At 36.8% G+C, this 15456-nt stretch carries 12 protein-coding genes and 1 pseudogene; 11 read left to right on the top strand and 2 right to left on the bottom strand.

Annotated features, from left to right (window positions below):
* The first annotated feature begins 155 nt into the window (after positions 1-155).
* The 9 genes and pseudogenes from J7I96_RS16545 (at position 156) to J7I96_RS16505 (ending at position 9112) form a co-directional block, all read left to right on the top strand.
* Entirely contained in the window at positions 156-725 is a 570-nt protein-coding gene (locus J7I96_RS16545; RefSeq protein ID WP_214923972.1) for a nucleotidyltransferase domain-containing protein, read from the top strand.
* Positions 726-798: 73 nt separating this feature from the next.
* Complete coding sequence (locus J7I96_RS16540) at positions 799-1455, top strand: uridine kinase family protein (protein ID WP_214771534.1); 657 nt, start codon at positions 799-801, stop codon at positions 1453-1455.
* Between the two features lie 460 nt (positions 1456-1915).
* Positions 1916-2350: an SRPBCC family protein gene (locus J7I96_RS16535; protein ID WP_225989259.1), complete on the top strand. Its 435-nt coding sequence runs from the start codon at positions 1916-1918 to the stop codon at positions 2348-2350.
* 425 nt (positions 2351-2775) lie between these two features.
* Positions 2776-3690, top strand: a complete 915-nt coding sequence (locus J7I96_RS16530) for a DoxX-like family protein (RefSeq protein ID WP_214771537.1) — start codon at positions 2776-2778, stop codon at positions 3688-3690.
* Positions 3690-4301, top strand: coding sequence for a DUF4166 domain-containing protein (locus J7I96_RS16525; RefSeq protein WP_214771539.1), 612 nt, complete (start codon positions 3690-3692; stop codon positions 4299-4301). The genes J7I96_RS16530 and J7I96_RS16525 overlap by 1 nt, the downstream gene beginning before the upstream one ends.
* Positions 4270-5823, top strand: coding sequence for a YndJ family protein (locus J7I96_RS16520; RefSeq protein ID WP_214771541.1), 1554 nt, complete (start codon positions 4270-4272; stop codon positions 5821-5823). Before J7I96_RS16525 ends, J7I96_RS16520 begins: the two co-directional genes overlap by 32 nt.
* Positions 5824-6113: 290 nt before the next feature.
* Positions 6114-6782: pseudogene (locus J7I96_RS16515) on the top strand (IS110 family transposase); the annotation flags it as partial.
* Between the two features lie 858 nt (positions 6783-7640).
* Positions 7641-8651, top strand: coding sequence for a Vgb family protein (locus J7I96_RS16510; protein ID WP_214771543.1), 1011 nt, complete (start codon positions 7641-7643; stop codon positions 8649-8651).
* Positions 8652-8944: 293 nt separating this feature from the next.
* Entirely contained in the window at positions 8945-9112 is a 168-nt protein-coding gene (locus J7I96_RS16505; RefSeq protein WP_214771545.1) for a hypothetical protein, read from the top strand.
* Between the two features lie 293 nt (positions 9113-9405).
* Here J7I96_RS16505 and J7I96_RS16500 read toward each other — a convergent pair whose 3' ends face one another.
* Positions 9406-11586: an MMPL family transporter gene (locus tag J7I96_RS16500; protein WP_214923970.1), complete on the bottom strand. Its 2181-nt coding sequence runs from the start codon at positions 11584-11586 to the stop codon at positions 9406-9408.
* A 241-nt stretch (positions 11587-11827) separates the two neighbouring features.
* On the opposite strand from J7I96_RS16500, the gene J7I96_RS16495 reads away from it, so the two are divergent.
* The gene (locus J7I96_RS16495) at positions 11828-12364 is read left to right on the top strand and encodes a TetR/AcrR family transcriptional regulator (RefSeq protein ID WP_214771549.1); all 537 of its coding nucleotides are present in this window, start codon (positions 11828-11830) and stop codon (positions 12362-12364) included.
* Between the two features lie 237 nt (positions 12365-12601).
* On the top strand, positions 12602-12751 hold the full coding sequence (locus J7I96_RS16490) for a hypothetical protein (RefSeq protein WP_048680414.1): 150 nt from the start codon (positions 12602-12604) through the stop codon (positions 12749-12751).
* A 795-nt stretch (positions 12752-13546) separates the two neighbouring features.
* Here the strand turns inward: J7I96_RS16490 and J7I96_RS16485 are convergent.
* Positions 13547-14473: a cation diffusion facilitator family transporter gene (locus J7I96_RS16485; protein WP_214771555.1), complete on the bottom strand. Its 927-nt coding sequence runs from the start codon at positions 14471-14473 to the stop codon at positions 13547-13549.
* Positions 14474-15456 lie beyond the last annotated feature (983 nt).

Raw genomic sequence — 15456 nt, 5'->3', positions numbered from 1 at the left:
ACGGGTGCGTTAGCTGAAGATCGGAGCTGTCTTTAAGGCAGCTTTTTCTTATGGCACTAAAGGGGCAGGTTAGTTGCATAAGGGTTCAATATAGAGGTTATTCAAAATAGACAAAGAATACTAAGGATATAAGTATTTTAGCTTGGGGGATTTATATGTCATTTGAACAATGTCATAGTATTACTTCTTTAATGTCAGGATTTAATAAAACGTGGTTCATTGCAGGTGGTTGGGCAATTGACCTTTTTATCGGTAGAGAAACAAGACAACATCAAGATATTGAGATTGCCCTATTTCGAAAAGACCAATTAAACCTAAAGGAATATCTAAAAGAATGGGACTTTAAAAAGGTTATTAAAGGTAAATTCTATGCTTGGGAAAATGAGTTTTTAGAGTTACCTATTCATGAAGTACACGCTTTAAATAAGTCAAATGGAGATAAATTAGAGGTACTTCTAAATGAAACAAAGGATGATGACTGGAAGTTCAGAAGGGATTTAACGATCTCCTATCCACTTAAGTCAGTTTGGAGTTATTCGGATACCGGGATTCCTTATCTAAATCCAGAAATTGTACTTTTATATAAAGTGAAAAACACAAGAGAAAAAGACGACCAAGACTTTATGGCGATATTAGACAATCTAGATGATGAGAGGAAAAAACGGCTTAAGTATGCCATACAATTGCACGAACCAGAACATAAATGGCTTCAATTCTTAACATAACTTATTGATGAAGAGCTTAAAGAGGAAAAAGCGAATATTAGGTTTAATTCTTATAATGGACAGGGGGAGAGGGATGGATAATTTATTACAAGATATCATAAATTGGGTCAGAATGACTGATGAACAGATTGTTATTGGCATTTCAGGACATGGTGCTGCTGGAAAAACGACGTTTGCCAATAGGCTTGCAATCCTACTAAATCAAAATGGAGTGAATTATATTAATACAGATCCATATATTGTTAGTTCGAACATACGAAAGCATGCAGTTATCGACTATACATATCAAAACGAAAATCATCGTTATAAAATGACGGCTTGCCATCCATCAGCTCATCATTTGCATTCTTTAGAAAGAGATGTTCGGATGGTTAGAGATGGTTTAGATTTATATACAATAGATACGCATTATATGAAAAGTGAGTTAATTTCTTCGAAAAACAAAGTAACGATTGTAGAAGGAATGAGTGTCGCATTTATTAATCCAGATTTATTTGATTTAAAAATTTACTTCTATACAGATGGTGAAACGGAATTAATGAGAAGGTCGAGCCGTGATATTGTTGAGAGAGGAACCAATATCAATTATTTAAGGCAGTCTCATGAAGAACGTCGGACTCAGTACGAAGTATTTATGCAACCATACAGTCAGCGTTTTGATATTATTATCAAAACTTTTGATGAAGCAATATGTCTTGAAAAAAATACATTTGAATTTAAATGCAAATAATCAACTATTTGTTGTGTTTAGAACGGGTGCGTTAGCTGAAGATCGGAGCTGTCTTTAAAGCAGCTTTTTCTTTATAGAACTAACGGGGCAGCATTCCTGTAATAACTGAAAATGAGGTTTGAACGAAAAAAGACCTCCTGATAAGGAATGTGCCCTAAGCTGGCCAGCTAAAAAAGGACAAACATCTATATGGAAGTCTCACCAAGAATTATAACTAAAATCATAAAACCACTCAAATTACTTCTGAAACCTACGGAGTTACATTGCCAAGCACATCATGTAGAAAGAGCACAAGATTTTAGAGGATTGGAAAATTTTGTTTCTACAATTAATTGGAGGATTAGAAGAAGGAAAGCTATGTATAATTAGAGATGTAAGTTTATGCTTTTTATGTAATAATTATTTTGTAGTAATGTAAAGTTAAAATTCTTACATAGTGAAGGTGGGGATCATAGTGGCAATGGGAACGCATACTGTAGTAGTTCCAGTAGATGTACAAGCAGTTTGGGATTATGTCAGTGATCTCGAAAAATGGGCAACGACAGTACCAGCCTATAAAGAACATGAAATCATAAATGACAAGCAATCTATTTGGACATTTGAAGGTAGTGTGAAAGGTATTAAAAAAACAATACAAGCGCAGGTAGATATTACCGAATGGAATGAACCTTCAAACATCAAGTTTGAACTAAAAGGTTTATCAGATAATTTTACAGGAAGCGGTCACTTCACTGCAGAAGATGTTAATGGTAAAACAATAATGACTTGTACGGTGGAAATCCATGCAGGCGGATTATCTGGTGCGGTGTTAACACCAATTATTAAATGGGCTGTTCCAAAAGTAGCATCTCGTTTAACAGAATCTATCGCACGTAAAATTGCAGTATTCTCATAGTTTTCAAAGATTGAAAGCCAATTCATTTTGGTGATACCTTCTCTGAAGTATAGATGGTAAGATTCTGAAGTAACCAATATAATGATGAGCTCTACTAGAAATTTTATAATTAGCGGAAAGGGGGCTGTCCAAAAAGGATGGCCTCTTTATTTTCAATATTCCAGAATAGCTTTTCTTAATGAACCAACGGGTGCGTTGGTTCAAGACCAGGGCTGTCTTTAAGGCAGCTTTTTCTTTATGCAACTAAAGGGTCAGGATAGTTGAAGAGTGCTGTTAGACCTCTGTTGAACAATTGGACCAGATAATTGAGCAATAAAAAAAGTTAATTAAATTGTCTTTCAAACTCTATCACTCTTACAGAGATTTCATAAATTCTAACATTGTGTTTTGAAACTTATGTTACTTTATTAATGGAGGTGACATTTATGAAAAACAAACCAATCTATGTGGAGATTCCAATTCAGGCAACTATAGACGAGGTATGGCGTATGACTCAAAAGCCTGAACTACATGAACAATGGGATTTGCGTTTTTCTTCTATTACCTATTTACCGAAAAAATCAGAAGATGATCCGCAATCCTTTTTATATGAAACGAATTTTGGATATTATGTAAAGGTCGCTGGCTGGGGTAAAAGTATCGGTACGCATAATAAGAAGGATGGTTCAAAAACATCTTCTCTTCACTTTGGTACCGATCAAAGAATTTCGCCCATTTGTGAAGGAAAAGGATATTGGCAATATATACCGACAGATAACGGAACCACATTTCTCACCCAATATGACTATGATGTACGTTATGGTTTATTTGGACGGTTGTTAGACCTCTTTTTTCGGCCAATCATGGGGTGGGCAACAGCTCTAAGCTTTGATGTGCTAAAACGCTGGATTGAAAAGGGGGAATCGCCACGATCACAGTATGTACGTTTCATTATTAACGCTATAGTAACAATGCTCTTTTTCTTTGTTTGGCTTTATCATGGGTTAATACCGAAGATGATTGCCAAACATCCTGAGGAAGTATCGATGCTATCTAGTTTAACTTCCTTGGAGGGGACTGCTGCTATAAAGGGGGTAGGGATAATAGGCGTTCTAGAGATTTTATTTGCAGTGGTGTGGCTTCTTTATCGGAAGAAAAGACATTTACTTGTTCTGCAGATGATTGCTTTTCCGATATTAACCATCAGTGCCTTGATCGCTAGTCCTTCATTCTCATTACACCCGTTTAACCCTATTACATTTAATGCTAGTCTGTGGGTCCTTTCCATTATTAGCTTCTTACTCGCAACTGATTTGCCATCGGCGACAAGTTGCAAGCGTACGAGAAAGGGTGAATCATAATGACAATCTACCAAGACCTTTTAGGTGAGGATTTTCAAAGACTTCATCCTAAGCTACAAGAGCGTTATGCCCTGCCAATTGATAAACCGTTTAATGGGGTCGGAAAGATGTCAAAGATTGAAACGGGGGCTTTCTGGCTAAAACCCTTTTTAAAATTAGCAACACGCTGGAAATTTCTTTTTCCCGAAAACGGGAAGGATGTGCTGTTTTCAATCAAAAATACCTGTAGATCATTGCCGACTGGTGCGGCAGAAATATATTGGGAGCGTTCTTTTTATTTTGAAGAGATTACTCGGCATTTTAATGCATTTATGACGGTAGATACGAAGCGTGGAGTTGTGAAGGATTATTTAGGGGAGCCGAGCTTATTTTATTCGGATTTAAAGTTTGTGGTGACACCTGAAGGGCGCATAAACATTCGCTCTGGGCCTCAACGTATCATTATAGGAAATCTAGAGTTCCCGATTATTCGGTTATTAGAAGGAGTTGTGAACGTTGAGGAAGGGTACGATGATGCCCGAGAAGTATTTACGATTCAAGTCGATATACGAAACCGAATCGTAGGAAGGTTGATGGCTTATGAAGGCGAATTTAAGGAGCAGACTGTTTAGTTCAATCACCATTGCAGGTGTGTTCCTTTTCATAGCAAGCAGCATTTTGACATCTGAACCCTATTTGTTAATGCTGTCAGCTGCACAGTTGATTTTCGTGCCACTTATGCTCCAGCTACTATTAGAAACAAAGAGGAAACATATTATTTTCAATTGGATTGCTATGCTCTCCATCTTTTTATTGCAAGTTGTCCCATCAAGTACAGGAAAGATGGTACTCGCTTTCATTTATATGATTTTAACCTTTTTTGTGGCGTGTTATGGGCTAAAGCGTTTTTTTCGGCGTGGTTTTACAAACTGGGCAGAAATATCGATTGATATCGGGATGATGTATTTATTTGTAGGCGGACTATGGTTCTTTGCTTATATTGCGGGAATTGATACAGGTTTTAGTCCACTAATCACTTGGTTAACAGCTATTCATTTTCATTACTCTGCCTTCTTATTGCCCATATCTCTTGGATTTTTTGGACGCTTACACGATTCAACATGGTATCGATTAATTGTGCCTATTATTTTAGCAGGTCCCATGCTCGTCGCCATTGGCATTTCATTTTCGCCATTACTAGAATTCATCTCTGTATTGCTATACATATTTGCCATTTACACCTTAATCGTACTTGCATACCGAACACGCTTCCTTTCACACTTGCAGACGATATTGATACGGCTATCATTCAGTGCACTAGGCATCACAATCTTATTTTCATTGCTTTATGCGACAAATAATTCGTTTGGACTTTGGTTTGTTAGTATTGATTTTATGCTAGAATTTCATGGCTTATTTAACTGTTTGATTTTTGGCATGTTAGGCGTACTCGGTTGGGTGCTTGTGCCTCCTAAAACGAAGCAGGATGTCTGGAATTTCCCAGTGAGCCAAATTCGAGGTGCGTTAAAAGGAGCAGGTAAGCAACACCCAGGACTAGTGGATGAACTAAGTGATTTTGTTGATGTCAAAACTTTACCAAAAACAATCGTCCATTTTTATGAGAACACAGATCAGTATCGGTTATTTGCTTCTGTAAAATGGGCAACTTGGTTTATACCGTTTGCGGTGTGCTATAAATTGATAAGTACAAAACTACAGCAATTGAACTTACCCATCTCAAGTAAACGTACTGAAATGACATATAAAATACGTGCTGTTGATCAAACGGTAGATGGGAGGGAAAATCCACGCGCATGGATTCGCCAGGTGAAGGGGAATACCGTATTTATGGCCATTTATTCTCAGCATAAAACGGAGGGCAGGACGTATATGAATATAGCACTTCCTCTTCCCTATTCGTCAATGATTGGTATTTTACAGCTTGACGCTATCGATGGATCACTTATTCTTTCGAGCGATGGAGAAAGTGACTCTGGTATTTATTTAGCAGCTGGCAAAGCGCTTTTCAAGCTTCCGTTATCTGAGCACTTTTTAATTAATGAAACAATTGCAGGAATACTCACAGCACATCATAAAATGAGGATTTTTGGAATTCCTTTCTTACATATTGATTACACCATTAATCAAAAATGATGATGTAGGTTATTAATGCTTTTTTGGAGGGATTTAAAGACGTGAAATTTAATAATTAGATGAATTAAAGAATAGTTTTTTCTAATTATTTATACAAGAATTGATACGACTTATTCCATTAAAGGGAACGATTCTTTAATAAGGATCGCTTTTCTTAATGAACTAAAGGGGCAGCATTCCTGTAATAACTGAAAATGAGGTTTGAACGAAAAAAGACCTCTTGATAAGATGAATGTGTCCTAAGCTGGCCAGCTAAAAAAGGACAAAAACATCTATTTGGAGGTCTCACAATGAATTATAACCAAAATCATAAAATCACTCAAATTACTTCTGAAACCTTAATTGTCGGAGTAGATATCGCCAAGCACAATCATGTCGCGAGAGCACAGGATTTTAGAGGATTGGAACTGGGTAAAACTTGTTTCTTTGAAAATACGCAAGCAGGATTTCATTCGTTTCTAGATTGGATTAATCAACTTGTTAAAGAGTGTAAGTTAAATCAAGTAATTGTAGGCATGGAGCCAACCGGTCACTAATGGTTAAATCTAGCTCATCTTCTAAAAGAGAATAATATTAAGTTCGTATCTGTCAATCCACTACATGTTAAACGAAGTAAAGAATTAGACGATAATTCACCTACAAAAAATGACGTGAAAGATGCAAAAGTCATCGCACAATTAGTCAAAGACGGAAGATACGCCGAACCAACAATTCCACAAGGAATTTATGCAGAACTCCGAGTGGCCAAAAAATTTCGCGATCTTCTCAACGTTGACTTACAGGTCGTTCAGGGACAAGTTCATAACTGGCTTGATCGTTACTTTCCTGAATTTTTGACAGTGTTCAAAAGTTGGGAAGGCAAGGCAGCTATTCATTTTCTAAAGCTAGAAGCCTTGCCACATGAACTTGTAAATTATACGGATGAAGAGCTCTTACTTTCCTTAAGACAAGTGGTACAACATTATAACTTTCCTCAGATAAACACTCCTTTACTTTGATATTAAATTAAAACGATAGACGTAAAATACGGCTATCGTTTTTTGGAATCAATTATCTTGAAAGAGTTTGAGAGCGTCTTATCTTTGTCGTTATTCTGCTCTTGTTCTTTAATTTTTCTAGCTATTTCTTGAACACACTTCACTGAAAAGACTTTAGTGATTGTACCTTATCGACTTGTTTTTCTTTAGTTAAGTTATTTGCAACTGTTCTCACTTCTTCCATATCAATTTTTACTTTTGGGGTACCATGCCCATCAAGCTAAGAAAATAGGTCCCCCCAAAAAAAACGATAAATTGAGCTTATAAGTTACAGAAAGTCCAAAATTTCATTCTGGGGGTACTACAAAACTTTAACTTGATGGCAATGGGGTAACATCAGGAAAATGAGTATTTACAACGATAATCATTTTGATACAAGTCATATGGAAATTATGAACTTTATTTTGTAGGGATTGGATTGTGTCTAAAAAGGCTCTACACTATTGAGATTGTGAAAGAATGTACTTAAACTAAAGGGCAGTTTAGTTGAAGAACAATAAGTATCAGTTACTACAAGGATCAGAGACGACTATGTTCTTGGGTATTGCCGACTTAATCGTAGGCGAAGGCAACATCCCACACGTAACCCATCCCATTTACGATGAAAGTAGTAAGGAGAGAAGTAGCTGACCATTGGTGTGTACTACGTAAAGTTAAAATTGTGTTGTTTTATCAGCGAGTTTATCCCATACAAAAAGCTCTCAAACGAATATATTAAAATAAGATTAAAATTACTTTTTTAATCTAAAAAATTTTAATAGAAGGGAGTTTTTTTCGGTAATGAAATTACGAAATGACTTTCTCTACATTGGTGACGGCTCAGACAACACCGTGAAGACTTTCGATGCAGAAACGGGGAGGTTTCTTGGCAGTTTTGTTGCATCCGGCAGCAATGGCTTAAGCGGTCCTCGAGGACTGATTTTCGACCATGTGGGTAATCTCCTAGTCACGAACCAAAACGTTGGACAACCTCAGAATGGTGACGTTTTGAAGTATAATGGACAGACCGGTGCGTTTCTGGGGGAACTTGTCAAATCGAATGCACCAGGCGCCCCGTTTGCACCGCGCGGCATCGTTCTGTCGAAGAAAAATGTCCTGTTTGTGGCGGACATGGGTGACGTAGACGTGCCGGGAGAAGTACGGTTGTATAATGGCACCACAGGGGTGTTTCTTGGAAACCTCGACCACTCCGGCTTCACTGGACAGTTCCATCCTCGTGCTTTGGTCATTGGTCCCGACGGCGTGCTGTATGTATCCGTACGCAATCTGCCACAGCCGGAAGGTGGCGCTGTTCTGCGATTTAATCCGAAAACTGGGAAGTTCCTTGGAGTATTCATTGAGAGCAACACTGTTAACGACCTCAACCGTCCAGAAGGCTTAGTCTTCGGTCCCGACGACAACCTCTATATCACCAGTTTCAGAAGGGACGCGAGTGACACGGACAAAATTCTGATTTTCGACGGTGAAACGGGCAAGTTTCTCGACAAGATTAACCTTGATTTCGTCGGGCAGCCACGAGCCTTTGCGCAGGCAATTCTATTTGGTCCTGATGGAAAACTGTTTGTGCCAATTAATGGTGACGGTCCCGACACAGGTTCGGTGCGGCGATACAACCTCCATCATCATCATAAAACGTTCGATGTGTTCGTGCCACCGGCTTCAGCGGGTGGACCGTTAGGGATGCCGTGGTATCTAACATTTGGCAATACAAACCCCGGTACACTAGCTTACCAGCATGACCAGGAAGAGAGCAGTGACCATCATCACCATCATGTTGACGAGAGTAGTTAATATTTGAATATATAAGGAACGAATGTTCTAACATTTAGACCGGTCTTTTTTGGGCAAGGTGTAACCCTTCTGAAAGGTTATATTTACCATTTCTGTGATTTTTTAAACAATATTCCTTATTTAGCTAACGGGTGCTTTAGCTGAAGATCGGAGCTGCCCGTCCTTTAAGGCAGCTTTTTCTTTATGCAACTATCGGGGCAGGTTACTTGAAGAAGAGCTATGTTAAAAGTACAATCACGTTTACTAATTTATGGTAACATTAAATTAATGAATTTTATTAGGAGAGCTAAATTATGGATATTATACTTTCAATTTTTTACGGCTTTGTTGGTTTAGTTATTCTATTTTTTATTGTTCAATATGCCATAAGTATTGGGATTGACAATTCTAAAGAAGTTAAGGCTTTAAGGTCCGAACTTAAAGAAATAAAAAATCAACTCAAAGATTTAGGTGGAAAATAAACACATAAGAATTTTTCTTATTCGTTAGGTGGTAATTGGAGCTGTCTTTAAGGCAGATTTTTTCTTAATGAACTAACGGGGCAGGGTAGTTCATTAAGAAAATAATATACTAAAAGAGCCATTTCGCTAATAAATCCAGTTTAAGCAACTTATTTCACAATAATTACAAATTATAAAACCAAATTCTATCCTTTTAATGTAGAAAAAGGACTGAAGAATAACAAGAATCGACTTCCTTCAGCCCCATTAGTTAATAATATTTATGCTTATTCGAACGTAACATCTTTCTCCTTTTATTTCCTTTTTCTTTCTATTTCTTTTATAAATGATTCTCCTTCAATATCTAAATTTGGTAGTAGTTTATCTAACCACTTTGGCAAGTACCAAGAAGCTTCTCCCATTATGATCATTACTGCTGGTAAAATAGCCATTCTTACTACAAAAGCATCAAATAGAACGCCAAATGTGAGAGAAAAGCCCATTGCTTTAATTATTGGATCTGGAGCTAACATGAATCCAGTAAATACTGAAATCATAATCAACCCAGCAGCTGTTACTACTCCACCACTATCTCTCATTCCTGCTAGAACAGCTTCGCGTGCATCCCCGGTATGTGTAAATACTTCACGCATTCTACTAACTAGAAAGACCTCATAATCCATTGCTAACCCAAATAAAATCCCTATCACAATGACTGGTAAGAAGCTTAATACAGGATTAACAATGGGAAATCCAAATAAATCAATCAAATTTCCATCTTGTATAACAAATACAGTGAATCCTAATGTTGCACCTAATGAAAGTAAAAATCCTAGAACTGCTTTTAATGGAACTAGAATAGACCTGAATACTAGTACTAATAAAATGAATGAAAATCCAATAATTAATAAAGCGAATATTGGCAATGCATCACTCAATTTCTGTGATATATCAATGTTTACCGCCGTAGTACCTGTAACCATTAATTTTAACTGTTCGGATTTTTCCAAGGTCTTTGCCTTTTCTCTAATATCGTCTACAAGATCTTTTGTTTCTGAATCAGATGCTCCTGTCTCTGGAGTTATAGAAATAAGATACCATTCTCCTGAAGGTCCAGAAATTGCTGGACTAACATTTTTTACATTTGATAATCCACTTAACTCTTCTATAGTATCACTTAATGCTACTTGTGGATTGGTTGTTTCGCTTGATGTTTTAGCGGCTACAATTAATGTTGCATGATGGCCTGGGCCATAAGCTTTGCTAAGTAAATCATATGCTTTTCTTTCTGTTGTCTCTTCATTTTTTGAACCGTTATCTGGTAATGCGAGTTCCATATGGGAAATAGGGATAGCAATTATAGAAAGAAGTATAATTCCAATAACTGCTACCCTCCACGGGCGTTTTGCTATAAAATTTCCCCATCTTTCGGAAATGGTCTGTTTTTTATCGCTTTTAATAATTTTACTTAAAAAAGTATTTTTTCTATCTGGTCCCACTTTATGTCCCATCAGACCTAAAAAAGCCGGAACCACAATTATTGCAATAAATATTGCTAATAATACGCATAGAGCAGCAGATAGACCCATCATTGTTAAAAATGGTATTTTTGCAACAGATAAACCTAAGAGCGCAATGATGACTGTTATGCCAGCAAACACTACAGCACTCCCGGCTGTTCCATTTGCAATTGCTACAGACTCTTGGACAGAATATCCTTCTTTTCTTTGGTGTCTAAAACGAGTCATAATAAAGAGAGCATAATCAATGCCTACTGCCAGTCCCAACATTGCTGCTAACGTTATCGAAACAGAGGTAATTTCCAAATAATTTGTTCCAATCACAATTAGTAAAATTCCTATAGCTAGTCCAATAACCGCCGTAATAATTGGCAACCCGGACGCTAAGAAGGAGATAAAAGTAATTGCCAATATAACATAAGCAACAATTACCCCAATTACTTCTGTGATTCCTCCAATTTCCATTTCAGAAAATAAAACATCACCAGCTAATTCTGTTTGAATACCTGCATCACGTGTATTTTCAATGTTTTCAATAATATTTTCCTTTGATTTTTCCGATACCTTGTCTGCTGCTACATAATAAGTAACAATTGCATACCCTATTTTCTTATCTTTACTTAAATTCCCTAACTCTAATGGGCTTGCTACAGAAACAATATGTCCATCTTTTTCTTTTATCACTCTCAATGTATCTGTAATTACTTTATTAATCTCTTCAGAATCTAAGGTTTTATTTTCAGGTGCTTTTAATACTAACTGTACTTGGCCTCCGGTATTAGAGGGAAATTCCTTTTTAATGAGTTGAAGGGCTTTTTCTGATTCTGATCCAGGTATAGACATGTCTTCAGAAAAATTTGGTCCCAGATTCATTGCAATAATTGCTATCGCAAGGAGAACTGTTAATGAGCCTCCAATTATTTTTTTACTATTGTTTGCCGCCCATTCTCCTAATTTATAAAGATACTTTGCCATCAACAGCTTCCTTTCATCCTAATATTACATACAACACATTAAAACAACTAGTTATTATTTAAACGGTAAGTTATTAATTAAACACTTTGTTGATTTAATGGCATGGACATAGTATATTCAAGCTAATTGAAGGTAACAATAAGCAAAATGAAAACACTTGTTATTAAATAGTCATTTATTAATTTTTTGTTCATTTAAAAACATATTGAAGTGATTTGGTTAATAAGTAGGAGGGAAAAACGTGGTTGGTACACCAGGAAACCGAAGAACATTGTATAGTAAAAAGGTAATTATAGAGGCTTTTTTACTGCTCCTACAAGAAAAAAATTTAAATAAAATTACTGTTACGGAAATTTGCAAAGAAGCAGATATTAATCGCGGCACTTTTTATTCTTATTACAATGATCCGTTTGATTTAATGAGAAGTATTGAAGAAGAAATGATAGAGAAAATGATGAGTGCAATTAATAATTCAGGAGAACAAAATATACTAAATGAACTTTTAAATTTGATACTTATTAATAAGGAGCTCTGTAAAATCATTTTTAATGAAAAAAATAGCTCTCATGTACTAAACACAGTTTTGAATTCTGCTCATGATATAACAATTGCAGAAATAAAAAAACAGTTACCAAATGCTAATGAGACTCATTTAGAATATTTTTTCACTTATTCGACAGGAGGGATCATTGAAGTAATTCGAAAATGGATAAATGATGATATGAAAATTCCAACTGAAGAAGTTGTACAAATCTTAGAAAGTATGAACGTCACCTAATTTTATTAAAAAGTAACTTAATATTATGAATAATTGTCCTTAATGGGTACAGAGATTCACTATAAAAAAAGACCATTATCATTGAGTAATTTGCTTAAAATTATGCTAAATGTTTTTACTGATATGTGCAAAGTTAGCAGTACACCAATAAAGTAATAAGGTATACTTCAGTAAAATAAGGTATATTATATTTGTTGAATAGATTCTCTTTAATGACAAGAAAAGTGGGTGAACAAAGTGGGGAAATATCAATTGGATACCAAAGGTAAGGTAGCTGTGACAAAGTTTCATGAAAAACAGAAGCCTGCCAAATTTGATAAAAAGCAGCAACTTGAAAAAATACGTGCGGAGTATTTGAAAAAGAAGCAAAAACAAACAGATAAATAATATGAATGAAAACATAGGAAGACTAAAATCTCCCTATGTTTTTTTTATTCGAAGTTCTTTTTTCAATTGATGATAGAATGTATTATTGCCATGAATTTCAGATTCGGTAACAAAAAACTAGTCATCAGATATCCATTCCTCACTGAAAATTTCAGTAGCAGAATCAATAGACCAGCCGTTATTTTGGATACACCAGTAATCTCCAGCAGAAATTTTTAAAACACTTGGATACTCACTTGGCTTTGGTAGCTGAATAAAAAGATAAGTCTCGTTCTTTTCAGCGAGATACTTTCTCAACACCCCACACTCAAAGAAAATCAGGGAATACGTGCTTTACATAAATAAGGAAGGTTGTAGAAGCAACCTTTTCTTAATGAACTAACGGGTGTGTTAGTTCATTAAGGATCACAAAAATAATCAATCTTTTTTGTAAAATAACCAAGAAGATTAAAAATATATGTTGTTCGAAAAAGGGGAGGATATAGATATTGCCTTCCCCTTTGTGTTTACAGATAAATTTGTATCTCCAAACATTTATAGATTGAATTGGTGCGGTTTGGAGTGGATTAATAACTCTATGTACTCAAATTCATGTCCCCAATGTACTTAGCTTTGTGTCTTCGTACAAGTGACAATTAAAGTAAACACCGTGGGCAGATAGTGGTGGTTAGCCCTAATGCCCATGAGGTCCGTGGCTCTTTAAACAAACATACTGCCACCGTACGAGCATATCGCCAGGCTCGACCAGGCCGCCGATGGGATCTGGCCTGGTCAAGCCTGCTCACTACCCTGTTTTTAGTCCGCCCATTCAACATCGGTCGTGAACACAATTGTTAACCATCTATCAGTACTTTCCTCGCCGATGGCATTACCGATTTCATCACGGATTGCGTCCCAATCTTCAAGGCATTTTGCCGGCCACCCGCCAGGCACAATAAAGTATAGTTCAATTTGCTTTCCCCGACCAACCTTTGCGACGTAAGCTCGGTAAGAAACGAAGCCGTAGCGCTTCACAAAGTCCCGTGCGACCTCGTCCACATGCTGCTTGAGTGATTGAGGGGTGATCAGCAGGACATCCGCCAAGGCCCGCTTTACCGTTGAAATCGGCAGCGGAATAATCACCAAACAGATCAGCACAAGTACTGCAGGATCAATATAGGGTGAAAGCCATTCCAAATTCGTTCCTTCAAAAGCGTATCCGATGCAAAACGCAATCAAGAGCGCAGCGGTGATGCCACCGGTCATCATCCAGGCCTTAGCGTCAAGGGCAACAAAATCCGAGCTAAGTGTCTTGTTTACGCGTGTTTCGAAAATCGCCATAGAACAGCAAGCGATCATCGTCACAACGGCATAGACGATGGCGAATCCGAACTCGAGATTGCGGCCGCCCGTCATAAGACTACCAATTGCATTAATCAAAGCGTAAACGGCCGCCCCCATGAGCATGACACCGTTGAGACCAAGGACGATTGGCTCCAAGTGCCAAAATCCCATTGTGAAGCGTTCACTCAATTTACCATTCTGCCTATTCGGTGCGGTGGACGAGGTAATCAACTTAGAGACAATGAGCGCCAAGACACTCATGATTGCATCGGTCAGAGAATAGAACCCATCAAAGGTGATAGAGAACGACCCTGATAGCAAGCCGAAAATGATCCCAAAGCAAGCAACGAAGATGGTAACGCCAATGGAGACGCGAAGTATTCTTTGTTCGGTATTCAATTTTTTTCCCCCTAGGATTGCAGCTAGAATAGCCATAGTAGCGTTTCCCCTACTGGACTACTTTAAGTGAAAACATCGCCATTATCTGCTCTTTAACATCATAATAATCTCCCAACCTTTCAAGTATCATTTTTGTCTTAAGGTTCAGAGTTTATACACCCTAAAACTTTCGTGTTCTTGACTGGTTTATGGTTTATAAAAATCGATTAGTCTAATTTGCCTAGAACAAGATAATTAAACAACTTAAAACTACTTTAAATATTATAATTTGCAAACATTGATTTAACAGTGATGGCATATACAAATTATTACATAAATGGACATAGAGTTGAAGAGTTGGTTAACTAAAAGGTACATTGTATGCAAAAAGTGCCTTACAGCATTGAGTTAGATGAGCCTATGAAATTAAAAGACGAATTAATAAAAAGGAGTTAAGGTATCATGTATGGAGTCGGATTTAACTCAAGCTCCAGCTCCAATTAAGGATCGTCAAGATTGCAATCTTGAAGTTGGCAATGAAATTAAAATACCTTAATTAAAGCTAAGTTGGCGCGTGTTTCCTCGATTCTTTAGTGAAAAAACTTCATGTTACTATCTGTTCAAATTAGCGGTGATTAATGACAGAGGTTGCTGAGACAGCCTTTTTCTTTTCATATGGCAATAACGGGTCAGGTTAAAACAAGAGTTTGAATCTTTGTGAAAAACTATGTGGGAGTGGATGCAAAGAGTATATTCCGAGTATCAGGTTATTAATTTTATAATCTCCTATGTACAACGTACCTTTTAATCGGAATAAGATGTGACAGGTATGGGGCGCCACCAGAAAGTAGATTGACCATATAGATAATTAATGGCGTTGTTCTGTATAATGCTGGCGGTACATCATGTAGGATATGTACCTGACGCCACTCTTAAATAAAAATAGAACTATATTGTGTAAGTTTTTGAGAGGATAAAATAAAATGTACAAACCTTGTTAAGGA

Origin of the sequence: Bacillus sp. ISL-78 (genome assembly GCF_018613455.1) — a bacterium.
GTDB classification, from domain to species: Bacteria; Bacillota; Bacilli; order Bacillales; family DSM-1321; genus Peribacillus; species Peribacillus frigoritolerans.
Note: the sequence above shows the minus strand (reverse complement) of the source record. Positions and strands in the feature narration are given on the sequence as shown.

Excerpts from the sequence above, each read along its gene's own strand:
- J7I96_RS16525 (WP_214771539.1), top strand. The coding sequence starts at position 3,690 with ATGACAATCTACCAAGACCTTTTAGGTGAGGATTTTCAAAGACTTCAT.
- J7I96_RS16500 (WP_214923970.1), bottom strand. The coding sequence starts at position 11,586 with ATGGCAAAGTATCTTTATAAATTAGGAGAATGGGCGGCAAACAATAGT.
- J7I96_RS16545 (WP_214923972.1), top strand. The coding sequence starts at position 156 with ATGTCATTTGAACAATGTCATAGTATTACTTCTTTAATGTCAGGATTT.
- J7I96_RS16510 (WP_214771543.1), top strand. The coding sequence starts at position 7,641 with ATGAAATTACGAAATGACTTTCTCTACATTGGTGACGGCTCAGACAAC.
- J7I96_RS16535 (WP_225989259.1), top strand. The coding sequence starts at position 1,916 with ATGGGAACGCATACTGTAGTAGTTCCAGTAGATGTACAAGCAGTTTGG.
- J7I96_RS16530 (WP_214771537.1), top strand. The coding sequence starts at position 2,776 with ATGAAAAACAAACCAATCTATGTGGAGATTCCAATTCAGGCAACTATA.
- J7I96_RS16540 (WP_214771534.1), top strand. The coding sequence starts at position 799 with ATGGATAATTTATTACAAGATATCATAAATTGGGTCAGAATGACTGAT.
- J7I96_RS16505 (WP_214771545.1), top strand. The coding sequence starts at position 8,945 with ATGGATATTATACTTTCAATTTTTTACGGCTTTGTTGGTTTAGTTATT.
- J7I96_RS16520 (WP_214771541.1), top strand. The coding sequence starts at position 4,270 with ATGAAGGCGAATTTAAGGAGCAGACTGTTTAGTTCAATCACCATTGCA.